General features: G+C 63.1%; 17 protein-coding genes. 4 read left to right on the top strand and 13 right to left on the bottom strand.

Annotated features, from left to right (window positions below; translation table 11 throughout):
* The 7 genes from PGX04_RS05375 to ahaH form a co-directional block, all read right to left on the bottom strand.
* Window positions 1–1,651, bottom strand: a 1,651-nt coding sequence (locus PGX04_RS05375) for an ATP synthase subunit A (RefSeq protein WP_273737560.1), incomplete at its 3' end; no start/stop codon positions are given.
* A gap of 3 nt (window positions 1,652–1,654) precedes the next feature.
* The gene (locus tag PGX04_RS05370; protein WP_273737559.1) at window positions 1,655–1,987 is read right to left on the bottom strand and encodes a V-type ATP synthase subunit F; all 333 of its coding nucleotides are present in this window, start codon (window positions 1,985–1,987) and stop codon (window positions 1,655–1,657) included.
* Window positions 1,984–3,036, bottom strand: a complete 1,053-nt coding sequence (locus tag PGX04_RS05365) for a V-type ATP synthase subunit C (protein ID WP_273737558.1) — start codon at window positions 3,034–3,036, stop codon at window positions 1,984–1,986. The genes PGX04_RS05370 and PGX04_RS05365 overlap by 4 nt, the downstream gene beginning before the upstream one ends.
* A complete protein-coding gene (locus PGX04_RS05360; protein WP_273737557.1) occupies window positions 3,033–3,614 on the bottom strand; it encodes a V-type ATP synthase subunit E in 582 nt (193 codons plus the stop codon). Before PGX04_RS05360 ends, PGX04_RS05365 begins: the two co-directional genes overlap by 4 nt.
* A 22-nt stretch (window positions 3,615–3,636) precedes the next feature.
* Window positions 3,637–3,924: a hypothetical protein gene (locus PGX04_RS05355; protein ID WP_377042270.1), complete on the bottom strand. Its 288-nt coding sequence runs from the start codon at window positions 3,922–3,924 to the stop codon at window positions 3,637–3,639.
* A gap of 383 nt (window positions 3,925–4,307) precedes the next feature.
* Window positions 4,308–6,596 (bottom strand): V-type ATP synthase subunit I, encoded by a 2,289-nt coding sequence (locus PGX04_RS05350; RefSeq protein WP_273737556.1) that lies wholly within the window; start codon window positions 6,594–6,596, stop codon window positions 4,308–4,310.
* Window positions 6,583–6,915, bottom strand: a complete 333-nt coding sequence (gene ahaH / locus PGX04_RS05345; RefSeq protein ID WP_273737555.1) for an ATP synthase archaeal subunit H — start codon at window positions 6,913–6,915, stop codon at window positions 6,583–6,585. Before ahaH ends, PGX04_RS05350 begins: the two co-directional genes overlap by 14 nt.
* Before the next feature lie 156 nt (window positions 6,916–7,071).
* Here ahaH and PGX04_RS05340 point away from each other — a divergent pair, with 156 nt between their 5' ends.
* Window positions 7,072–7,695, top strand: a complete 624-nt coding sequence (locus PGX04_RS05340; RefSeq protein WP_273737554.1) for a methyltransferase domain-containing protein — start codon at window positions 7,072–7,074, stop codon at window positions 7,693–7,695.
* Between the two features lie 23 nt (window positions 7,696–7,718).
* Here PGX04_RS05340 and PGX04_RS05335 read toward each other — a convergent pair whose 3' ends face one another.
* Window positions 7,719–8,228 (bottom strand): type IV pilin domain-containing protein, encoded by a 510-nt coding sequence (locus tag PGX04_RS05335; RefSeq protein ID WP_377042269.1) that lies wholly within the window; start codon window positions 8,226–8,228, stop codon window positions 7,719–7,721.
* 76 nt (window positions 8,229–8,304) lie between these two features.
* Complete coding sequence (locus PGX04_RS05330; protein ID WP_273737553.1) at window positions 8,305–9,531, bottom strand: DUF7096 domain-containing protein; 1,227 nt, start codon at window positions 9,529–9,531, stop codon at window positions 8,305–8,307.
* 202 nt (window positions 9,532–9,733) lie between these two features.
* Here PGX04_RS05330 and PGX04_RS05325 point away from each other — a divergent pair, with 202 nt between their 5' ends.
* Window positions 9,734–11,098: a helix-turn-helix transcriptional regulator gene (locus tag PGX04_RS05325; RefSeq protein WP_273737552.1), complete on the top strand. Its 1,365-nt coding sequence runs from the start codon at window positions 9,734–9,736 to the stop codon at window positions 11,096–11,098.
* Between the two features lie 33 nt (window positions 11,099–11,131).
* On the opposite strand, the gene PGX04_RS05320 is transcribed toward PGX04_RS05325, so the two are convergent.
* Both PGX04_RS05320 and PGX04_RS05315 read right to left on the bottom strand, forming a co-directional pair.
* Complete coding sequence (locus PGX04_RS05320) at window positions 11,132–11,839, bottom strand: hypothetical protein (protein ID WP_273737551.1); 708 nt, start codon at window positions 11,837–11,839, stop codon at window positions 11,132–11,134.
* A 552-nt stretch (window positions 11,840–12,391) separates the two neighbouring features.
* Window positions 12,392–13,387 (bottom strand): radical SAM protein, encoded by a 996-nt coding sequence (locus PGX04_RS05315; RefSeq protein WP_273737550.1) that lies wholly within the window; start codon window positions 13,385–13,387, stop codon window positions 12,392–12,394.
* Window positions 13,388–13,536: 149 nt separating this feature from the next.
* Between PGX04_RS05315 and PGX04_RS05310 the strand changes: the two genes are divergently transcribed.
* Window positions 13,537–15,663: a PAS domain S-box protein gene (locus PGX04_RS05310; protein WP_273737549.1), complete on the top strand. Its 2,127-nt coding sequence runs from the start codon at window positions 13,537–13,539 to the stop codon at window positions 15,661–15,663.
* 188 nt (window positions 15,664–15,851) lie between these two features.
* On the top strand, window positions 15,852–16,967 hold the full coding sequence (locus PGX04_RS05305) for a DUF373 family protein (protein ID WP_273737548.1): 1,116 nt from the start codon (window positions 15,852–15,854) through the stop codon (window positions 16,965–16,967).
* 43 nt (window positions 16,968–17,010) lie between these two features.
* Here PGX04_RS05305 and PGX04_RS05300 read toward each other — a convergent pair whose 3' ends face one another.
* Both PGX04_RS05300 and PGX04_RS05295 read right to left on the bottom strand, forming a co-directional pair.
* Window positions 17,011–17,853 (bottom strand): polyprenyl synthetase family protein, encoded by an 843-nt coding sequence (locus tag PGX04_RS05300; RefSeq protein WP_273737547.1) that lies wholly within the window; start codon window positions 17,851–17,853, stop codon window positions 17,011–17,013.
* Window positions 17,854–17,902: 49 nt separating this feature from the next.
* Window positions 17,903–20,329, bottom strand: coding sequence for a methyl-accepting chemotaxis protein (locus PGX04_RS05295; RefSeq protein ID WP_273737546.1), 2,427 nt, complete (start codon window positions 20,327–20,329; stop codon window positions 17,903–17,905).
* Between the last annotated feature and the right edge of the window lie 1,005 nt (window positions 20,330–21,334).

Genomic DNA, 21,334 nt, shown 5'->3' with positions numbered 1-21,334 from the left:
GAATCTCCTCGACCGGGACGCCCGCTTCGAGCGCCTCGAAGGCCTCGTCGTTGAACGTCTTGATCGCCTCGAGCATCCGGTAGGTCTTCTCGGGTTCGCAGTAGGTGTCGACGTCGTGGAGCGCGTTCTGCTGGAGCCAGGCCTCACGGATGTAGCGTGCGACCTCCATGGTGAGCTGCTGGTCCTCCGGCAGCGCGTCCTTGCCGACGAGCTGGACGATCTCCTGGAGCTCGTCCTCCTCGTCTAGCACGTCGACCGCCCACTGGCGGGTGTCCGACCAGTCGCCGGCGACGTTGCTCTCCCACCACGGGTCGAGCTGGTCCTTGTACAGCGAGTAGGATTCGTTCCAGTTGATCGAGGGGAAGTGCCGACGCTCCGCGAGGTCGGCGTCAAGCGCCCAGAACGTCTTGACGATACGCAGCGTGTTCTGGGTGACCGGCTCGGAGAAGTCGCCGCCCGGCGGCGACACTGCGCCGACGACCGAAATCGATCCTTCACCGCCGTTCATCAGCTGGAACTTGCCGGCGCGCTCGTAGAACTCCGACAGCGCAGCCGCGAGGTACGCGGGGTACCCCTCCTCGCCGGGCATCTCCTCGAGTCGGCTCGAGATCTCCCGCATGGCCTCGGCCCACCGCGAGGTGGAGTCGGCCATCAGCGCGACGTCGTAGCCCATGTCGCGGTAGTACTCCGCGATCGTGATTCCCGTGTAGATACAGGATTCGCGGGCCGCGACGGGCATGTTCGACGTGTTGGCGATGAGGCAGGTCCGGGCCATCAGCGGATTCCCGGTCTGGGGGTCCGGCAGTTCCGGGAAGTCCTCGATGACCTCGGTCATCTCGTTGCCGCGCTCGCCACAGCCGATGTAGACGACGATGTCCGCGTCGGACCACTTGGCGAGTTGTTGCTGGGTGACGGTCTTCCCGGAGCCGAACGGACCGGGAATCGCCGCCGTCCCGCCCTTCGCGAGCGGGAAGAGGCCGTCCTGGACGCGCTGGCCCGTCACCAGCGGCTCGGTCGGCGTCTCCTTGTCACCGGCGGGCCGGGCTTCGCGGACCGGCCACTCCTGGTGCATCTGGATCTCCTCGCCGCTCGAGAGTTCGACGACGGTCTCTTCGACCGTGAACTCGCCGCTCTCGATGGCGGTGACCTCGCCGCCCTCGTAGTCCGGCGGCACCATGACCTTGTGGTCGATGGTGACGGTCTCCTCGACGACCCCGACGATGTCGCCGGGCTCGACGGTGTCGCCCGTTTCGACTTCGGGCGTAAACTCCCACTGCTTCTCGAGGTCGATCCCGGGGGCGTCGACCCCGCGGTCGAGGAACGCGGTCCCCATCTTCTCCTCGAGGACGTCCAGCGGGCGCTGGACGCCGTCGTAGATGGAGTCCAGCATGCCGGGTCCGAGGTCGACGCTCAGGGGCTCGCCCGTGTTCTGGACGGGTTCGCCCGGGCCGACGCCGGAGGTTTCCTCGTACACCTGAATCGTGGTCAGGTTCCCTTCGATCTCGATGACCTCGCCCATCAGTCCTTCGTCGCCGACGTAGACGACGTCGTTCATCCGGGCGTCGAGGTCCGTGGCGGTCACGACGGGACCGCTCACGCTTTCGATTACACCGTCTTCGTCGACGGATTCGATGTCTTCTGCCTGGCTCATAGTTTAGCTGTCTTCGTCCTCGTCCATCAGGTCGATGCCGATCGCGCGTTTGATCTGGTCGCGCAGGCCGCCGCCACCGGTGCCGCTGCCGATCGTAACGACGACCGGCTCGACGCTCGTTTCGACGTCTTGTCGAACGTTGCGCGACAGGTAGTCGAGATCCTCGTCGTGCATGACGACGATACCGACGCCCTCGTCTTCGAGGGCTGCCGTCGCCGCGTCGTCTAGCCGTTCGTCTTTCTCGTCGTCCGGGACGTTCTCGAATCGGCGGACGCCTGCGAGGCGGAAGCCGGTCGTGAACTCCGGACTGCCGACGACTGCGATTTCCTGGCTCATAGGATCACCAGCTCTTCTTCGATTTCGTCCTCGGAAAGGCCGACTTCGCGACCCCGTGCGATCGCGCGAATGTTTTCGACCTCGCGCTCCTTTGCGAGGATGTACGACAACACGGCCGACACGGAGGTCGGATAGATGCTCGAGAGCGTATCCGCGTACTCGAGCAGCGCAGCGTCTAGTGCGTGCTCGAACTGGATAAGGCTGTCAGCTTCTCGCAGCCGCGAGAGCGCGTCCGAGAGCCGATCGCCGTAGCGGCCGTTTTCGGCGATGTGATCGACGAGCGCGTCGTAGTCGCCGACGAGTCGGTTCAGCTCCGACTCGCTGAACAGGACGCCGCCCTCGATATAGTAGCTCGCCGGATCGAGGTCGGCCCCGCTCCGCGCGAGACGCAACGCGTTTCGAGCGTTTCGGAAGTCGATTTCGGCCTCGAGGAACTCGACGTAGTTCGCTTCCGGCCCCTCGTAGGGCCGGCCGAGGTCCGCGAGGAGATTCTCGTAGAACGCTCGGTCCAGCGCGTTTTCGAGCGGAATGAGCGCACCGGTCTCCTCGAACGCTTCGGTGGCGGACGCCAGCGGCTCGCCGAATATCGATCCGTCGAGTAGCTCGATCGCGTCCTCAATCTCGTCGACCTCGAGCAGCCGATCGATCGTCCGCTCCTCGAGTTCGCCGGCGCGGATGAGGTCCGTCCGGATCTCTTCGGGATCGCTGTCGGTGTAGATCCCGCGAATGATCACCTTGATGTTCCAGACGTCGAACTTCCGGAGGTACCGAGCGATGAGGTCGTAGAGCCGTCCGTCCGACCACTCCAGAAGATCGTCGAAGTGCTTCGCGAGGTTGCGGTTCAGCGCGTACTCGATCAAGTCGACGCCCGAAAACCGCGTTCCGAGCTCGTTGATTTCGCGTTCGTACTCCGTTTCCTCCATGAACCGCGCGATCTCGCTCGGCCCCATCCGGATCAGCTTGCGGTAGTCTTCGTCCGCGAACAGCGTGGCTCGGCGCGACCGAACGCGAGCGTTCACGTATTCCGGATTCGAGGCACCTGCGCTCATTGTTCGAAGAGTCGGTTGCTGATCTCCTGAAGGTTGTCTTCCCACACGTCCTCGAGCACCGAGTCGAACGTGTTGTTGATTCGGACGCGGGACTGGTCGCTCTCGACGACGACCCCGCCGAGGCAGTCGTACTCGCCGGCGTACTCGTAGCCGTCGTAGTCGTCGATGATCGACTCGATCAGGTCGGCGTCCTCGTCGCGGCCGTAGACGTTGACGTCGTCGCCCTCGTCGAACTCAGCGCTCGCGGCGTCGAGTAGGTCGCGGGTGAGTTCCTCGCGAGTGTCTCCCTCGAGCGCGGCGAGTTCTGCTTCGACCGCTTCGCGGACCTCGCCGAGGACGTCGCGGCGCGCCTCCAGGCGCTTCTGTTTCGCCTCCAGCTTCGCGCTGGAGAGTCGCTGTTCGCGCAACTGCTCTATCTCGCGTTCGACGTCGGCTTCGGCGTCGGCGACGATTTCGTCTGCGTCCGCTTGGGCGGTCGATTCGATCTCTTCGGCGCGCGTTTCGCCCTCCGACCGGATGTCCTCCGCACGCGCGTGAGCCTCCTCTCGAATGTCCTCAACGACTGTATCCAGACTCATAGTAAGAAAGTTCGATAGACGCTTAGACGAAGAGCGCGACCAGCGCGAAGATCACGAGCGTCTCGGGCAGGACTGTCAGGAGGATCCCGATACCTGGCGAGATGGAGTCTTCGGCGAGTGCGCCGACGACTGCGGCCCCGATACCGCGCTCCGCGTAGCCTGCGCCGATCGCTGCGAGACCGATACCGAGCGCAGCGGCCGCCCCCTGCTCGATCGACGGACCGCCGCCCGCGGCGGTCCCCTCCTGCAGGACGACATTCTCTGCGAGACTGTTCATGGCGATCGCGATGTCAGGTAGAGTTTCCATCATGATTACGTGTTCTCTTGTGGTTTTGAAACCGGACGGTTTCTACTACTCCCCACCGTCTTCATAAAACTTCCCAAACCATATTGCCGAATCCCGCCGTGCAGCCGCTGAGCCCCCTGCACGAAGGATATTACATTTTCCGATTTCCGTGCGACTGTGTCGGTCGTTCACCCGTCTCTCGATCGAGGCCAATGGGTATCACTTGACGAGCCGTCAGCGGTCAATTTCGCCGCGTTACCGCACCTCCTCGAATACACCGTATAGCGATCGGGACTCGGTCTCACTTCCAAGCAGGGTCAGAACTGCTGTGAGCTGCAGCTCGCGCAGACTCGCTTCATCGACCGAGACAGCAGAGAAAACGGTGAGCCGAGACGTGAGCGGTCGTCTCAGTCGTCGTCGGACGCGCGCTCGTGACCGAAGGGACTGAACTCTCGACCGCCGCCCTCGTAGAACTTGTTGAAGAACTCGACGTACTCGAGACGGATCCCCTGCAGGCCGGCGCTCGTGACCCCGAGCAGGAGGACGACGATGTGGCCGAGGACGAGGATGAACACGCCGATGATGGCCATGCCGATCCCGCCGTGAAGCAGGCCGTTGAACATGACCTCCGTTACCTCGTGACCGTGATAGGTTCCCTCCTCGAGCATGTGCTGGGGTGCGTGGCTCGTTCCGAAGTGCCACTCGGCACCGGACTCCGTCTCGACGACGTACACCCCGAAGAACAGCATGTTGACGACGAACGCCATGCCTGCCTTCGCGAGGATGACCGCCGCGATCCGCAGGTACGAGAGGACGTCACCCAGAACGCTGAAGCTCTCGAGCCCGCCGATGATGATCCCCAGTGGGCCGTAGTGTCTGACCTCGCCGTAGATCATCGTCACCAGCCCGATCACCGCGACCGGGATGCCGACGTAGAGACCGACCTCGGCCGGGAAGCCAGTGAAGCCGAGTTCGTACGCCGCGTCGGATCCGTTACCGAGTGCGGTGTAGAGGAACGACGGCTTCGGGCCGTTGAACTCCGGCGCCGATCCGACGCCGTGCCGGCTGAAGATCCATGTCCAGAAGCCGAGCATGAGCAGGGCCCACGAACCGTGTTCGAAGTAGGATTCGACGGGGTCGTGTGACATATCGTTGATGAAGCCGAGGACGTAGCCGACGGTGAGGTGGAGCAGTCCGAGCAGGACGCTCAGCATGAGCCACGTCTGGCTGTACTTCGAGTACACCGGTTGGAGACCCTTGTGCATCGGCGGCGAGCCGCCGAAGAGGATCTCACCGAGAACGTGCATGCCGAAGATCTCCCCGTACAGGATGCCGAACAGCATCGTGAAGCCGCCGGCCCACATTCCGATCGCGCCGAGGCTCCGAATCACGTCGCTGTCGAAGCGACTGTACAGCAAGAATCCGATCGTCGTGTACAGGATCCCGTAGCCGAGGTCGCCGATCATAAACCCGAAGAACGCCGGGAACGTCAACAGCAGAAACACCGTCGGGTCGAGTTCGCTGTACTTCGGCCGGTCTATCATCCTGAGCAGGAACTCGAACGGCTTCGCCGCGGCGGTGTTGTCCTGCACGACGGGCGGTTCGTCTACCATCGTCACGACGCCGGTGCTACCGGTCGCCGTCGTGCCACCGTCGGCGGCCACTTCCCGGGTCGCGGTCTCTCGTTCCTCTTCCTCAGTCGTCTCGTCCGAGCCACCGGGTCCGCCGTGGTCGACTTCTTCCGTGTGCGTCGGATACCCTTCGTCGTCGTAGTCGGCTCGCACGAGCTCCTCGACTTCGACGCTATCGCCGACGGCGTCGTTCAGCGTGGCGACGAGTCGCTCGTACTCGTCCGTCGGGAGCCAGCCCTCGGCGACGAACGCGTGTTCGGTCGTCGCGAACTGTAGCGGCGCTTCCGATTGCTGGACCTCGACGGTCAGTTCCTCCTCGACGCGCAGGAGAAAGGCGGCTTCCTCGCCTTTGATCTCCTCGAACTCCGCGTCGATCTCGTCGACACGCGACTCGAGCTCGCGCTTGCGCGTCTCGAGTTCGTCGACGTAGTCGTCCGGACTCCGCTCGGTGTCGGGCACCTCGTAGCGGGTGAAATCGACGCCAACCAGCGCATCGTCGATCGGGTCTTCGTCGGCGTCTTCGGTGGGTGCGGCCACGACAGCCACGATATCGCCACCGGTGAACGTCTCGAACGCCCGAATATCCTCGGACGCGTCGACGGCCGCCTCGACCTCGTCGAGAGGTCCCTCACCGACGAGGACGGTGACCGTCTCGTATCCCGACAGCAGGTCGAGGTCGATACCGAGCTCCGCAAACGGAGCGACGCGGTCGATCTTCTCGTTGATCTGGCGGAGTTCCTCGTTGATCTCCGCACGGCGGTCATCGAGTTCGTTAACTCGCGTCCGGACGTCCTCGAGTCGCTGTTCCCAGCCCGACTCGAGCGCACCCGGTTCGGCCTCGTCGGCCGACAGCTCCAGGGTGCTCTCGAGGGCGCGGACGGTCACCAGCTTCTCGGAGGACTGCTCGGCACCCGCCATCGGGTCGCCGTTGTCGAACCCCTCCCAGGAGCCGTCGTAGTCCGAGAGGTGGACGAGATTCAGTTCGTGAACCGTCTCGATGACCGTGGGCATGACGCCCCTCGATCCGGTCACCGAGACCTTGCTCATCCGCTCAGGTCTGAGCATGGACGTCCTCCTGGAACAGTTCGACGACGTGGTCGGTCACTTCGTCGACCCGATCCCGGGCGCGCTCGGCCAGCGCCTCGCGCTCGCGTTCGCCTTCTTCGAGGACCCGCTCGCACTCCGCGTCGATCTCCTCGCGAGCGTCCTCCAGGCGGCGCTCCGTCAACTCCTGGGCCTCCTGTTCCGCTTCCGTGCGAATCTCCTCGGCTCGTTCCCGGGCCTCGGCTATCCGCTCGTCGCGGTCGTTTTCTGCCTGTGCGACGATCTCGTCGGCCTCCTCCTCCGCCGACTTAATTCGTTCGAGAACCTGTGGCCTCGGCATACTCTAAGCAGTCGGACGTTTGCCAGAGCGTGTATATGGTAGTTGCGAAACTGCCTCAGCGCGAACCGGTCTTACTGGGGCGGTAATCTCTTCTTACACTGCGCTCGGAGCGCCGGAACAGCAGACATATGGCGATCGGATCGAAACTCGCCACAAATGGGATTTCTCGAGAACAAGGCCCGCGCCCGACTGTTCTACAAGTACCTCTCACGGGTCTACGACCGGGTGAACCCCTTCATCTGGAACGCGGAGATGCGCAGCGAGGCCCTGTCGCTGCTCGAGTTCGACGACGACATGACCGTCCTCGACGTCGGCTGTGGCACCGGCTTCGCGACCGAGGGCCTGCTCGAGCACGTCGACGAGGTCTACGCCCTCGACCAGAGCGAACACCAGCTCGCACAGGCGTACGAGAAGCTCGGCAAACGCGCGCCGCCGGTCCACTTCCATCGCGGCGACGCCGAGCGGCTGCCGTTCGCGACCGATACGTTCGACGTCGTCTGGTCCTCCGGTTCGATCGAGTACTGGCCGAATCCGATCCTCGCCCTGCGGGAGTTCCGTCGCGTCCTCAAACCCGGCGGGCAGGTGCTCGTCGTCGGGCCGACCTATCCCGACAACGTCGTCAGCCAGCTGTTGGCCGACTCGATCATGCTCTTCTACGACGAGTACGAGGCCGATCGCATGTTCAAAACCGCCGGCTTCGAGGATGTCAAACACGCGTTTATGGGGCCGTCGTACAATCCCGACGTCGCGATCACGACGATCGGTCGCGCACCGGAGTGATCGAGCGAGTATCGCAGCCCTCGTCACGTCGCCGTCGTCTCGAGGGTAGCCACCCGTCGGCCGTCGACGGTGAGCGTGACCGTGACCGAATCGCCCGCCGCGAGCGTCGGGCTGTTGTTGGCGATCGACACACCGGCTCGCTCCCCCGCCGTCCACGTCGAATCGCTTTTCGCGTTGAACGGTCCGTCGGGCGCGCCGTCGAATCCCGTCGCGCCCACGAACGGAATCGGCGGTTGTGCGTCCAGTTCCGTGCCGTCGACTGCGATCGTCACCGACAGCGCCTCGACGTCGATGGCGTCCCCCGCGACGTGTTCGACCGCGATCGATGACATCCCACCATCGGCCTCGAGTTCGAAGCTCGCGGTCGGCCCGGGCGACTCGAGCGACCACGCGCCGACGCCGGCCGCGACGACGGCCGCGAGACAGACGATGAGTGCGACTAACGCGAGGACGCCGACGACCGGACTGATACCCCGGTTCGATTCAGGTTCGCTCACGGGCGCGGACCCCGTGCTCGCTGGGCCGGTTGTCACACGTCTCGTGGCCGCCCGATCCGATATAAAGAGTCGTCCGACTCGTCGAGGGGAGCCGCCGGCGGCTGCTATCGATCTATTCGCTGATGTTCGTGCTGATACGCTTCCCGGTCGTCGTCTCCACGGTCAGCTCGTATCCGTCTCCGGGTGGCACGAACCATAGCGTCCCGTCGGCGCCCGTTTTGCCGACTTCTGTCCCATCGATACTGATCGTCGCCGATCGCAACTCACCGCTCTTCGAATCCGAGACGATGAGTTTGCTCGGCCCATCACCCACCGTTTTGTCGATCGTCAGATCCAATCCTCCCTTCTTTACGGGTTGCTGCGACGCCACCGGTAACGAATCTTGATTCAGGACCTGCACCTCTCGGTGAATGTCTCCGCTTCCACCGTCGGGGTACGTCTGGAGGTGGCCGTGATCGTGGCTGATGTCGAGCTTGTACAGCTGTACCGTCGTGTGCATGTTAAACGACGGTGATGACCTCGTCTCGTTCGCCCACGGATACATGTTGAGCGTATACTGGTATGCGTCGGTGAGACCCTCAAACTGGGTCGGTTGTGAGACGTTCCGGTTGTCGAATCTGACGGCCTCGCGTACGTAATTCTTGTCGATCATCGAGATGACGTAGCCGTTCTCGGATGTATTGACGGTGAATACGGTATCATTGTTACCGGCTCCCTCTCCACCTGCCGCCACCTGTGATCGGATCTCAGTCTGGTGCATTTCGAGTTTTCCCCGTTCGTCCCTCATCGACTGCGCAATGTTCGACGTTCGACTCGCTCGCTCTTCGAGATCAACGAGTGTCTCGGAGAGAGCCGCCGCCTCCTTGTGGTTTCGATGCAGGGTCTGCAGTAACTGCGAACTCGAGATTGCTCCGGTTGCGTGCGCTTTCACTGCCCACCGTTCACGCGACTCGAGCGCGTCGGATCGGTCTCTGATCCGGTCGTACGCCTCCCAGAGTAGTTCCCGTTGCTCCGCTTCCGTCGCATCGTCGAACTGCTGGTCGACAATGGTGTACTGGATGTGATCAGCCCGGAGCCTGTCGTCCGTACTTGCTAGCATCGTGCCGATACCGTAGTCGGGTCCGGCGTGCTCGCTTCTGGCTGCGTTATCGAGCGAGAGCCGGTTCGTCGTGTTCTCGAGCACGCGAAGATCGGAGTCGGACCCATCGGCGGCCGACAGTTGTTGAAGGGAAGAATCGGAGGGCGCAGACGGGCCGTTCCCGGGGGCAGCAACGATAGGGGCGACGAGCAGCGAGAACCCGAGGAGTATTGCGAGGAGGGGCGGAATCGCGCGATTCATCGGCCGACTCTAAGCTCTCCTGATATAAAAACCGGTCGCACTCTCAGTGACTGCGAGTAAAACGACCGAAAGACCGGTATACTAACCGCTTACCACTTGCTGGAAACCTGCTCTCCGCCGCGGAAACCCTTCACGGCCGTTAGTAACATTTTATTTTCCGATGGAAAGTGTTTTTTCCCCCGGGAATCCACCGTTGGTACGCATGCGGGTATCCACCGCCATCACATTCGCCCTCACAGCCCTCCTCATAATGTCCCTTCTTGGGGCGGTGGCCGTCGCGCCGGTTGCAGCCGACCCGTCGTCCGACGGCGGACGGACAGCTGTAGCCGCCGACCGGTCCCACCCTACGTCCGCCATCGCACCGCCCTCCGACTTCACGACCGCTCACCGTTCCGGCTCGTTCGCTCCATCGATATCGTCCGCGACCGCCGTACAATCGGACACGCCGTCCAATCAAACCGATCCCGATACGCGGCAGATTATTCGGCTCACCGTGCAGGACAACGGTGATGTCCGGTGGTCGATCGAGAGTCACTTTCGCGTGACTTCCGACGAAGACGCCGCCGAGTTTCGCGACTACGCCGCGGAAGTCGAAGCCAGTCAGGACGGTGCTCCGTACGATTTCGGGTATTTTCGACGGACCGCCGAGCAGACAACCGGCCGTGAGATGTCGATCGAAGACGCCGGCTGGGACGATCCACGGATCGTCGATTCATCGGACGTAACCGGCGGCGACACGGCCGCCGATGAGGACGTCCGGATCGGTATCATCTCCTACTCGGTTACGTGGACGAACTTCGCCACCGTCGAGGGCGACCGAGTCCATTTCGGTGACGCGTTTCGGACCGACAGCGGTACGTGGATGGAGTTATACCAGGGTCAACGGCTCGTCGTCGAGACGCAGTCAAATTTCGCGCTCGAAACCCCGACTCAGCTCACGTGGGACGGTCCGTACAGGTTCACCGCCGACGAACTCGAGATCGTGTTCGTCCGGACTGGGAACGGAGGTGGGAGCGGAAGTCCCCTGGACCTGTCGTGGTGGTGGCCTCTCGTTATTGGTGGAATTGTCGTCACCGCTGGGATCGGTGGGTATCTCCTGTTCCGGCGGGACGATCTGAGCGATCTGCCGATTCCGACCGAGCGGTTCCCGGCGCTCGAGTCGATCGGTATCGGTGGCCGGAGCGCTAGCGAGCGGACCTCATCGGGTGACGCGTCCGACGGTACCGGACCCGCAACCGGTGCGGCCAGTTCCACGGCCAAAGCGCCCGACAGGGCTGGTATCGACGATGGGGGCTCCGGTACTGGCACTCACCTCCAGTTCGAAGAGCCGGTCACCGAGGACATCGATCCGGAGCTGTTGAGCGACGAGGAACGCGTTCTCCGCATGCTCGAGCGAAACGGCGGCCGGATGAAGCAGGCCACCATCGTCTCGGAGACTGGTTGGTCGAACGCCAAGGTATCGCAGTTGCTCTCGAAGATGGACGACGACGACGAGATCGAGAAGCTTCGGATCGGCCGTGAGAACCTCATCACGTTGCCTGGTGTCGATCCGACCAAGACTAACTGAGTGTGTCGAACTTCTGTGTTGTCGGTTTACCGGTCAGTTTTCGCTTGTCTCCGAATCGGTGGAATTGTCGGACTCATTGTCAGTAGCTGAGTCGTTGGACTCCGTCTCCGGATTGTACTCGATGTTCTCGCCCACGGAGGCGTAGATGTCGTCCCAGTCCTTGTCCTCGTCCATCAGGTAGACCTCGACGGTCAGCGGGCCGGCTCCGAACTCTTCGATCCCGTCAGGGCGAACATCAATGTGGAACGTGCCGTTTTCTTCCATGCGGACCTCTCCGGTGCGCTCGATGAGCTTCTGTTCGTCTTCGTTGATCTTGACGAAGAAGTACGGCTCACCGATGACGTTACCGTGTTCCGGCGGGTCGACGTTCTCCATGCTCGTGTTGGCGACGACCTCGAGGTTGAAGTTCGAGTAGCCGTCACCGTTCGCTGCGGGCTCCTTGTCGACGAACTCCACCGATTCGATCCGATCCTGGCGTTTGTCTTCTAGCGGACGGTTCGGTTCCCTTGGTGGTGTCCACTCCGCGTTCGCAGTGTCGTCCCCGTCGTCAGCGTTCACATCGTCTGTGTCATCGGAATTGCCCCCGTCGTCGGATCCGTTCGCGCCTGTGTCGTTCTCATTCAGCGGTTCCGTGTCATTTTCGCTCGAGGCGTCATCCGATTGTGATCCCCCGAGGGCGCTACACCCGGAAAGCGCCACAAGCAGTGCAATCGCAACGACAGCAACCGTTCGAAATTGCATCGTATCCCGTTGTAGCGGGACAGTCGCCATTATTACAACAGTGATAATCGGCAGCAGCCTGTTCGACGGTATAACGGACATAACGGGCCCGTAACGGACGTTTCCGTGCGTTGCACGCTACGGAACGATGTTTAGACTGTGCAAAAACGACGCGAGCCAGTTTGTTCGTGACCGCGCTCGTCGAAACACACCGGCAGAGTGGAACGCTTCTGTCCTCTCGTTCACGAGCGACTCGGTTCCCGTGACGCGTTCGAATCACACACCTTCTTCCAAAACGTCCGACAAGAAGCCACTCACTCTCGCTGGTCGTTCGCGGTTCGATGCTACTGGCGTCCGCTCGACCACTTGCCCATCGTCCGTCGGATACTACTCGCACGCGACCTTTTTTCTCGTCGGGTTCGCTCACATCGCTCGCTCACCACTCCTCGAAAAAATCTCGACCAAAAAAGTCCCGCTCGCTCACTGTGTTCGCTCACGGGTACTTCGTTCCCCGTTCACATTCGCTTCGCTCGTTCCGAACCGCGCACCGATCGCTTCGCTCACTCGCGGTACTCACGCCAGAGGCGTCCGCTCGACGACCTGCCCATCGTACGTCGGATACTGCTCGACGATTTCGCCATCCTCGAGGTCGCCGTCCTCGATCATTTCTTCCAAGAGCCACCAGGCGACTTCGACGTGGTCCGTTTTGACGGTGTAGAACTCTTCGGGGACGCCGAGGGCATCGAAATCCGACGGGTCGGCGCGCGTCTTGCCGTAGACGAGCGTGCCATCGTCCGTGACGTCGTCGAACTCGCGGCGGATGTTCCGGGCCATGCGTTTGAGACGGCGGCGGTGCTGGGCCGCGTCCTTGAAGACGGAGGTACAGAAGTAGACCTTCTCGTGGTCGCCCATGGCCTCGAGGATCTCCTCGCGGGAGCCGTCGACGGCGCTCATGTGATCCTCTTTGAGCTCGAAGCCCTGCTCTTGCATCCGGCGGTAGTTGCCGTCGCTCATCTCGAACTCGTTGATATTACAGAACTCGGCGGCCCCCTCGTCGATCAGCTCGAGGAACTCCGCTTCGGCGCGGATCCCGGGAATTTCGAAGGCGGGTGTCAGTCCCTCCTCGCGGGCGATGTAGAGGATGTCCTCCCACTCGGTGCCGTGGAGGTCGCCCCACTGTTCGTAGGGCGGGTGAAAGCGAATCTCGTCGAGGCCGGCCGCCGAGAGGCGGCGCATGTTCTCGCGGCCGCCGGTGATGCCGGTGTAGAGGTGCGTGTGGTGGTCCTCGCCGAACTCGTCTTTGAGTAGCTCGAGGTAGTGACAGGTCCGGTCGAGGGCTTCCTGGGGCTCGCCGCCGGTGATCGACGTGCCCAGCGCGTCCATCCGATGGGCCTCGGTGAGGACGTCCTCGTCGCTCTCGACGAGTCGCTCGTTGGCGTAGACGTCGGTGACGTTCTTGCGGTTCTCGCCGAGCGGGCAGTAAAAGCAGTCGCGCTGGTCGCAGTAACCGTAGACGAACAGCACCATCTTGCCACCTTTCGCGCACTGCTCACAGCCCTTCGAGATCATTCGAGGGAACGTACCCGCCCGAGCCTCAAAAGCAGTGCGAATCCGCAGCGCGCTGTGCCCTGTTGGTCCATCTCGTGGGCGCGGTACGGTATTGCCGATGCGATTGGCCATACACTATTATACGTCTCGCCTCTAATGAAGGGTATCTGATGCCTGGCGGGATCCACGTTCTCTGTGTCGACGACGACCCAGACATCCGCGAGCTAACCGCCACCGTTCTCGAGCGCCGAAACGACGATATCGACGTGAGGACCGCGCGAAGCGGTCGTGACGGGCTCGCCGTCTTCGACGAGGGTAACGCGGAGCCCGATCTCGATGTCGACTGCGTCGTCAGCGACTACGACATGCCCGACATGGACGGTCTCGAGTTGCTCGCGGCGGTACGGGAGCGCGATCCGACGATGCCGTTCATTCTGTTTACCGGAAAGGGATCCGAAGCGATCGCGAGTGAAGCGATCTCGGCGGGCGTCACCGACTACCTCCAGAAGGGGACCAGCGATCAGTACACCGTGCTGGCGAACCGAATCGAAAACGCCGTCGAGAAACGCCGTGCCAACCGGGCACGACGCGAGAGCGAACGCGAACTCGAGCAGTACCGCGTGCTCGTCGAGACGGCCTCCGATGCGATGTACGTCCTCGACGACGCGGGGCGCGTGACTATCGCAAACGAGGCGTTTTGCGAACTCCTCGATGTCGACCACGACCGCGTCGTGGGCGGCCACATTTCGACGTTCATCAGCAGAAGCTCGTTCGAGCGCGGTATCAAGACGGTTCACCAACTGCATTCCGGCAGCGGAGAGTCGGACTACTTCGAATGCACCCTCGAGACCCACACCGACGAGCAGCGCGTCTACGAGGCCAACGTGTCCGTCATCACCGACGATACCGGCGAGTTTGCCGGCTCGACGGCGGTCATCCGCGACGTTACGTCGAGGAAGCAACGCGAACGCGAACTCGCGCAGTACGAACGAATTATCGAACTCGCACCGACTGCCCTCTTCATTCTCGACGCGGACGGATCGATCGTCTGGTGTAACGACGAATTCGCCGACGCGTTCGCCGAGAACAAGGCGGCGCTACTCGGAATGCCGTTCCCGGAACTCGTCGACCGCGGCTACTACGACGAGCGGGTGACGACCAAGTATGCCAAGGAAGTACGGAACCTCCTCTCCGCGACGGCCGATCACGAGCGTGCGAAGTATCAGATTCGGTTTCGCTCGGCCGACGGCGCGGTGCTCATTCACGACGTCCACACCCAGCTGCTCCCGCTCGAGGACGGGGAGTTCGCCGGAACGATCCACGCGATCCGCGACATCACCCGTCGGCGTCACTACCGGCGCGAACTCGAGCGACAGAACGACCGGCTGGAGGAGTTCACCAGCCTCGTGAGCCACGACCTGCGGAATCCGCTGAACGTCGCCCAGGGCCACCTCGAACTGCTCGACGAGCGGATCGACAGCCAGCACGTCGACAAAATCCGGTGGTCGCTATCGCGGATGGAGGAACTCGTCGACGGACTGCTCGAACTGGCCCGCCAGGGGCAGACGATCGGCGAGCAGGAGTGGCTCCCGCTCGCGTCGGCGGCTCGGGAAGCGTGGTCGACCGTCGATACCGGCGACGCCCGCCTCGAGATCGACACGGATATCGAGATCTACGGTGACGAGGCGAGGATTCGAACGCTGCTCGAGAACCTGTTTCGAAATGCCGTCGAGCATAGCTCGACGAACCCTGCTTCGCACACTCAGCACGATGCCGTCGAGCATAGCTCGACGAACCCTGCTTCGCACACTCAGCACGATGCCGTCGAGCATAGCTCGACGAACCCTGCTTCACACACTCAGCACGATGCCGTCGAACAGCGGTCGACAGGCGATCAACGCGATTCCCGCGCTGGCGACACCGAGGAACACGAGACGGACGGCGACCACGACGGGGCCGAACCCGTCGTCGTCACCGTCGGCTCGCTCGAGGCGGGCGATCACGCTACCGGCAACGAGACGCGTCCGAACGGGTTTTACGTCGAGGATACGGGACCGGGACTGCCGGCCGATCGCGAGTCGCTGTTCGAGTTCGGGTATACGACCGAGGCGGACGGAACCGGACTCGGACTGGCGATCGTCGACGGGATCGTGACGGCTCACGACTGGTCGATCACGGCTCGAGACGGGTCGTCCGGCGGCGCACGGTTCGAGATCGATGGCGTCAGAACTGCGACTGCCGACGCTGACGGCGCACCTGCGATCGATGGTGAAACCGAGACTGACGGCACTACCTGAGTCGACTGGACACGATTCGTCTCGGCCGCTGTTCGCTCCGGTCGCCGTTCGCTCCGGTCGCCGTTCGCCCATCCTGTTATTCGGTTACGGTTCTCGCGCTGGTTGCTCGACGGACGGGTTCGCGTCGACCGACTGATCCGTTCTCCGTCCCAGAAGACGGAAATACCGCGGCGTGCAACCACAACCCGATGCTGCTGGTCCTCTGTGTCGACCTCGACGACGACCTCGGCCGCAAGACCGGTTTCTCGACGCCGGTCATCGGTCGCGAGCCCGTCGAGGAAGCGGCCGTCGCCCTCGCGACCGCCGACCCGGAGGACTCGGACGTCAACGTCATCTTTCAGGGGTTGCACGTCTACGACGACCTCACCGAGCGCGACGAGAGCGTCGAGGTCGCCGTCGTCACCGGTAACGACCAGGGCGACGTCAGCGCCAACCGCGAGGTCGGCGACGAGGTCGACACCGTCCTCGCGAGCCTCTCGACCGGCGAGGACGTCACCGCGCTCGTTGTCACCGACGGGGCCCAGGACGAGTCCGTCATTCCGATCATCCGCTCGCGGGTCCCCATCGACGGCGTCCGGCGGGTCGTCGTTCGACAGGCGCAGAACCTCGAGTCGATGTACTACACGATCAAGCAAGTGCTGAACGACCCCGAAACGCGCGGAACGGTGCTCATTCCGCTGGGAATCCTGCTGTTGATCTATCCGCTCGCGCTGATCGGGACCTTCCTGAACCTGCCGGGGTTCGTGCTGGGGACGACGTCGGCGCTGCTCGGGCTCTATCTCATCTCGCGCGGCCTCGGCCTCGGCGACCGGCTGGACGCGACCGTCGAACGCGCCCGACGCTCGCTGTACGCCGGACGAACGACCCTCCTCGCGTACGTCGTCGCCGCCGCGTTGTTCGTCCTCGGGGGCGTCAGCGGGATGGACTCGCTCGAGTCGGTCCGTCGATCGACGTCCGGCGACCTCGGAGTCCCCGTTATGCTCGCCGCGCTCGTCTACGGCTCGATCCACTGGTTCGCCGCCGCGGGACTGACCACCAGCCTCGGCCAGATCACCGACGAGTACATCGCGGGTTCGCTCGAGTGGCGATACCTCAACGCGCCGTTTTACGTGCTCTCGATCGCGATCGTTCTCCACGCGGTGAGCGCGTTCTTCCTCGACGACGTCGAAATCGCCTACCTCGCGGCGGCGCTGACGGCGGGCACGCTGCTTGGAATCGTGAGCACGCTCACGTTCGCCGTCGCGGAATCGCGGTTTTCCGACTCGGATCGAGATGAGGGGACGCGAGGGGCTGAACGGGTCTAACTTCGTATCGCCTGTTGCGGGCCGCCTCTGTGACGATGTCGTCCTACCGTTCGCGATCGACGACGAACTCGGCCAGCTCGAGCAGGTACTCTCGCGCGTCGGGATCGGCGACCTCGACCCGATCCAGGGCGTCGATCGCCCGATCGGCTTCCCTCCGGGCGCGATCGTTCGCCTCCTCGGGCGTGAGTTTGGTCACCTGAACGACCGACGGCCGCTCGAGGGCGGCGTCGTGGCCGGTCGGTTTGCCCAGCGCCTCCGGATCGGCGACGGCGTCTAACACGTCGTCCCTGATCTGGAAGGCGACGCCGACCCGTTCGGCGTACTCGCCGAGCGCGTCGACGGTAACGGGGTCGGAGTCGGCGGCGATCGCACCGAGTTCCGCCGCGGCTCGAAACAGCGCGCCGGTCTTGCGCCGAGCGAGGGTCATGTACTCGTCCTCGTTCGCGGGTTCGGCCGACAGTTCGGTCGCCTCGCCGACGCCGAGTTCGACCATGGCGTCGGCGACGACCCGGGTCGCGTCCGGATCGGCGGAAAAGAGCGCGAACGCCTCGCCCAGTAGACCGTCGCTCGTGATGATCGCCGGGCCGTGACCGAACTCGGCCCAGGTGCTGGTCGTTCCGCGCCGCAGTTCGGAGCGGTCGATGATGTCGTCGACGACCAGTGACGCCGTGTGGACGAGTTCGATTCCGACGCCGAAATCGACCGCGTCCTCCTCCGTTCCGCCGACGGTCTCGCAGGCCAGTACCGATACCAACGGCCGCACGCGCTTCCCGCCCGCCAGCGCCGCATGGCGGACCTCGTCCCTGAGCGCGTCCGGCTCGACGTCGCCGATCACTTCGACGAGGCGCTCCTCGATCAGCGCCCGACGACGCTCCAGACGTTCCATTGACGGACCCTAGGAGGGGGCAAAAAAGTAGGTGACGGTTCCGCGAGCGTCAGTTTCCGTCGTCCGGCCCCTCGAACTCGAACGCGTCCACACCGCCTCGCTTGTCGTCGCCGGTGTTGCCGTCGGCGTCACTGCCGGTATCGCCCTCGCCGTCACCGTCGGCGTCGGCGACGGCGGGCGTGGCCATCGACTCGTCGGCAACTCCGTCGACCGCCGACTCGTCGGATTCGCCGTCGGCTGCCGATTCGCCGTTTTCGACGAGGTCGCCGTCGAACTCCAACATCGTGTCACCTGCAGACTCGAACGAGGTGGTGGTTTCGAAGTCGACGTCCGCGTCGGCATCGCGCTCGGTCTCGAAGTAATCCAGCGTCTCTGAGAGGTGAGCCGCCTGGCTCGCGAGTTCGTCGGCGCTCCGGGAGACTTCCGTGAGCGAGGTCGTCTGCTCCTCGGCCGCGGCGGCGACGGTTTCGCTCTCCGAACTGGTCTCCTCAGCGATCACCGCAGCGTCGTCGACCATCGCGACGACCTCCTGCGTCGAGGCCGCCTGCTCTTCGGTTGCGGCGGAAATCTCCTGAACGCCATCGTTGGTCGTCTCGGCGTACTCGGCGATTTGGTCGAGCGCTTCCACGGCGTGTCCCACCGCGTCGGTGTGTTCGGCGACCCGATCGCTGGCCTGTTCGACCTCGTCGGCCGTGCGTTCGGTCTGCTCTTTGATCCGCTCGAGGCGATCTTCGATGTCCCCGGCGGCCTCCTTGGTCTCCGCAGCGAGGTCCTTGACCTCCCCGGCGACCACGGCGAAGCCGTCGTCGGAGCTTTCGGTCCGGGAGGCCTCGATGTTGGCGTTCAGCGCCAGCATGTTGGTCTGTTCGGCGATCTCGGTGATGAACTCGAGCAGGTCGTCGATCTGTTCGACTTCGATCTGTAGTTGCTCGATCTCCTCGACGGCGGCGGCGGACCCCGTCTCGATCTCGTTCATGCCCGCGATCGCTTTCTGAGCGGCCTCGCGACCGCGCTTGCCCGCTCTCGCGGTACGTTCGGCGATGCCGGCGACTTCGTTCGAGGAGGCCGCGATCTCCTCGGTGGTCGTCGACAGTTCGCCCATCTCCTGGTTGACCGTCTGGAGGCTGTCGTTCTGCCGAACGGCGCCGTCGGAGATCTCCTGAATCGATTCCGTGACCTGCTGGGAGGCCGAGTGAACCTCCTCGCTCGAGGCGGTCACCTGCTCGGAGGCGGTCGCAACGTCGGACGCGAACGCCTTCACCGACGCCGTCGTCGTCTCGAGTTCCGCGATCATCTCGTTGAACTCCGCAGCGATCTCCGCCATCGCCTCGTTCTCGCTGTCGGCGTGCATTCGGGCCGTCAGGTCGCCGCCGGCGGCCGCCTGCATCACGTCGCTGTACTCGTCGGCCTTCCGCTCGAGGTGTTCGTTGATTCGTTCGCTTTCCGACCGCGCTCGTTCGGCCTCGTCACGTGCCTCGTTCGCTTCCGTGATCCGGGTTTTCAGGGAGTTCCGCATGTTGTCGAATCCGTCGTAGAGCTGCCCGATGCTGTCGATCCGTGGCGAACTGAGGTCGACGTCGAGTTCGCCGTCCTCCATCCGACCCGCCTTGTCGGTCAGCCGATCGATCGATCTGGAGGTGTTCCGGCCGATGCCCGCGCCGACGAGGCCGATGAGGAGCACGGCCCCGATCGTCGCGAGCGTGCCGTACAGGCGCACGTCCTCGACGAAGCCGTAGGCCTGGTCGGTCGGCGTGTGTACGAGTGCCACCCAGTCGGTGCCGGGGACCGGGGCGTAACCGACGACGTACCGCTGTCCATCGAACTGACCTTCGATCGCGAGGGTTCCGCCCGCAGGACCCGCCTCCATCCCGCCGCCCTGACGGGTGTTGATTTCCGTGGCCTTCTCGAGCGGTTCGCGATCCTCGTCGTAGGGCTCGAGAATTCTCTGTTCCCGTTCGTCGAATGCGATCGTACCGTTCGAGTCGACGATCACCGTGCGGGCGTCCTCGATATTGGTGACCGGTAATTCGGTCAGCGGAACCGTGTACACCAGCACCGTTCCGTCGGACATCTCGCCCTGATCGGTCACGTACGCGACCCGCGGCTTGCTTCCGTCATAGCCGCTTCGATAGACGTCGCTCGCGTACGTTCCACTCTTTTGATCGAGTTTGTCGACCCACTCGCCGCTGATTTCGCTTTCCGTCTCATCCATCGAACTCGCGATAACGGAACCGTCCGTCTCGAGGAAGTGGAGGTGGGCCTCGCCGACGTTACCGCCACCCAGATCCTCGATCTGTCTATCGATGAACGTCTGGGCCTGCGTCTGATTGGAACTGTTCAACCTGCTGTACCCAGCGGTCAAGCTGAGCGTGCGTCGATTCTCGTCGTGGAACTCGCTCACCGCCTCGGACTGGTGGAGGGCGAGCGCTCCGTGGTTCTCGTAGACGTTCGACTGGACGCCCGTTTCGATTTCCATCGTTCCGACGATGCCAATCGCCCCCACGGAAACGCCGAGAATGAGCAGTACAATGGCGAATTTTAACGCGTAACTCTTTCGAACGACATTCGGAACGAATTCTCGAAACCCTGAACACATAAACAACAGTGACTATCGTCAAATGAAAAACGATGCTATGGGTACTATATATCCGTATAGTCCGATACATCTAGGTACTTGTCCGACGGAGCTGGTGCGGAACGCTTCGACCTCGATGCTGTTGTGCATCGATACCCGCGTGATCGACATTGGAAATTTTCGAACCGAGAGACTCTTTTTCGCGGTTGGAACACGCTCTCTCGATAACCTGTCATTGTCGTAGACTGTGGCGTCGACAGGATCGGACGAACCGTGGTGTGGTCACTCGAGGTGGCGTCGCTCGTTTGCGAGCGGATACGAGTATGAGGACCGGGTCTAGGACGGATCGAGAGTCAATAGCCGTTTCCTAATTTGCGGTCCGCACTGGGTCGAACGTCGCCGTTCACGGACCGTTCCTCCCGCTCCCCGCTCGGGTCCACGCGACGCGTGAATCTCGTTACCGCGGCGATCGCGAGGAGTTACTGGAACCCTTCGGTACCTGCGGGCACGACGTCAGAACGACCTTTTCCACTCGGATTCACTCCGTTCACCCGTCGTGAAAAAATCTCGACAAAAATGCGAGCGCGAAGCGCTCGTACAAGTCGTTTCCCTTACTGGAACTCGTCGATGAGTTCGGGGTCGACGTGCGACCACCTTTTTTCCGTTCGGGTCGCTCACGCTGTTCGCGACCACTCTCTGCTCACGGGCGCGAAGCGCCCGTTCGCACGTCACGCGGGACCGGAGGTCCCGCGCTGGCGCAAAAAATCTGGACCAAAAAATGCCGCGAGCGTCATGGACGCTCGCGGTACAACTGCTTAGCCCTCGAACTCTTCGATGAGCTCGGGGACGACGTCGAAGAGGTCGTCGACGATGGCGTAATCGGCGATGTCCATGATCGGCGCGTTG

The organism is Natrinema soli (genome assembly GCF_028618695.1).
The sequence above is the reverse complement of the archived record's forward strand: the minus strand, read 5'-3'. Positions and strand labels throughout refer to the sequence as shown.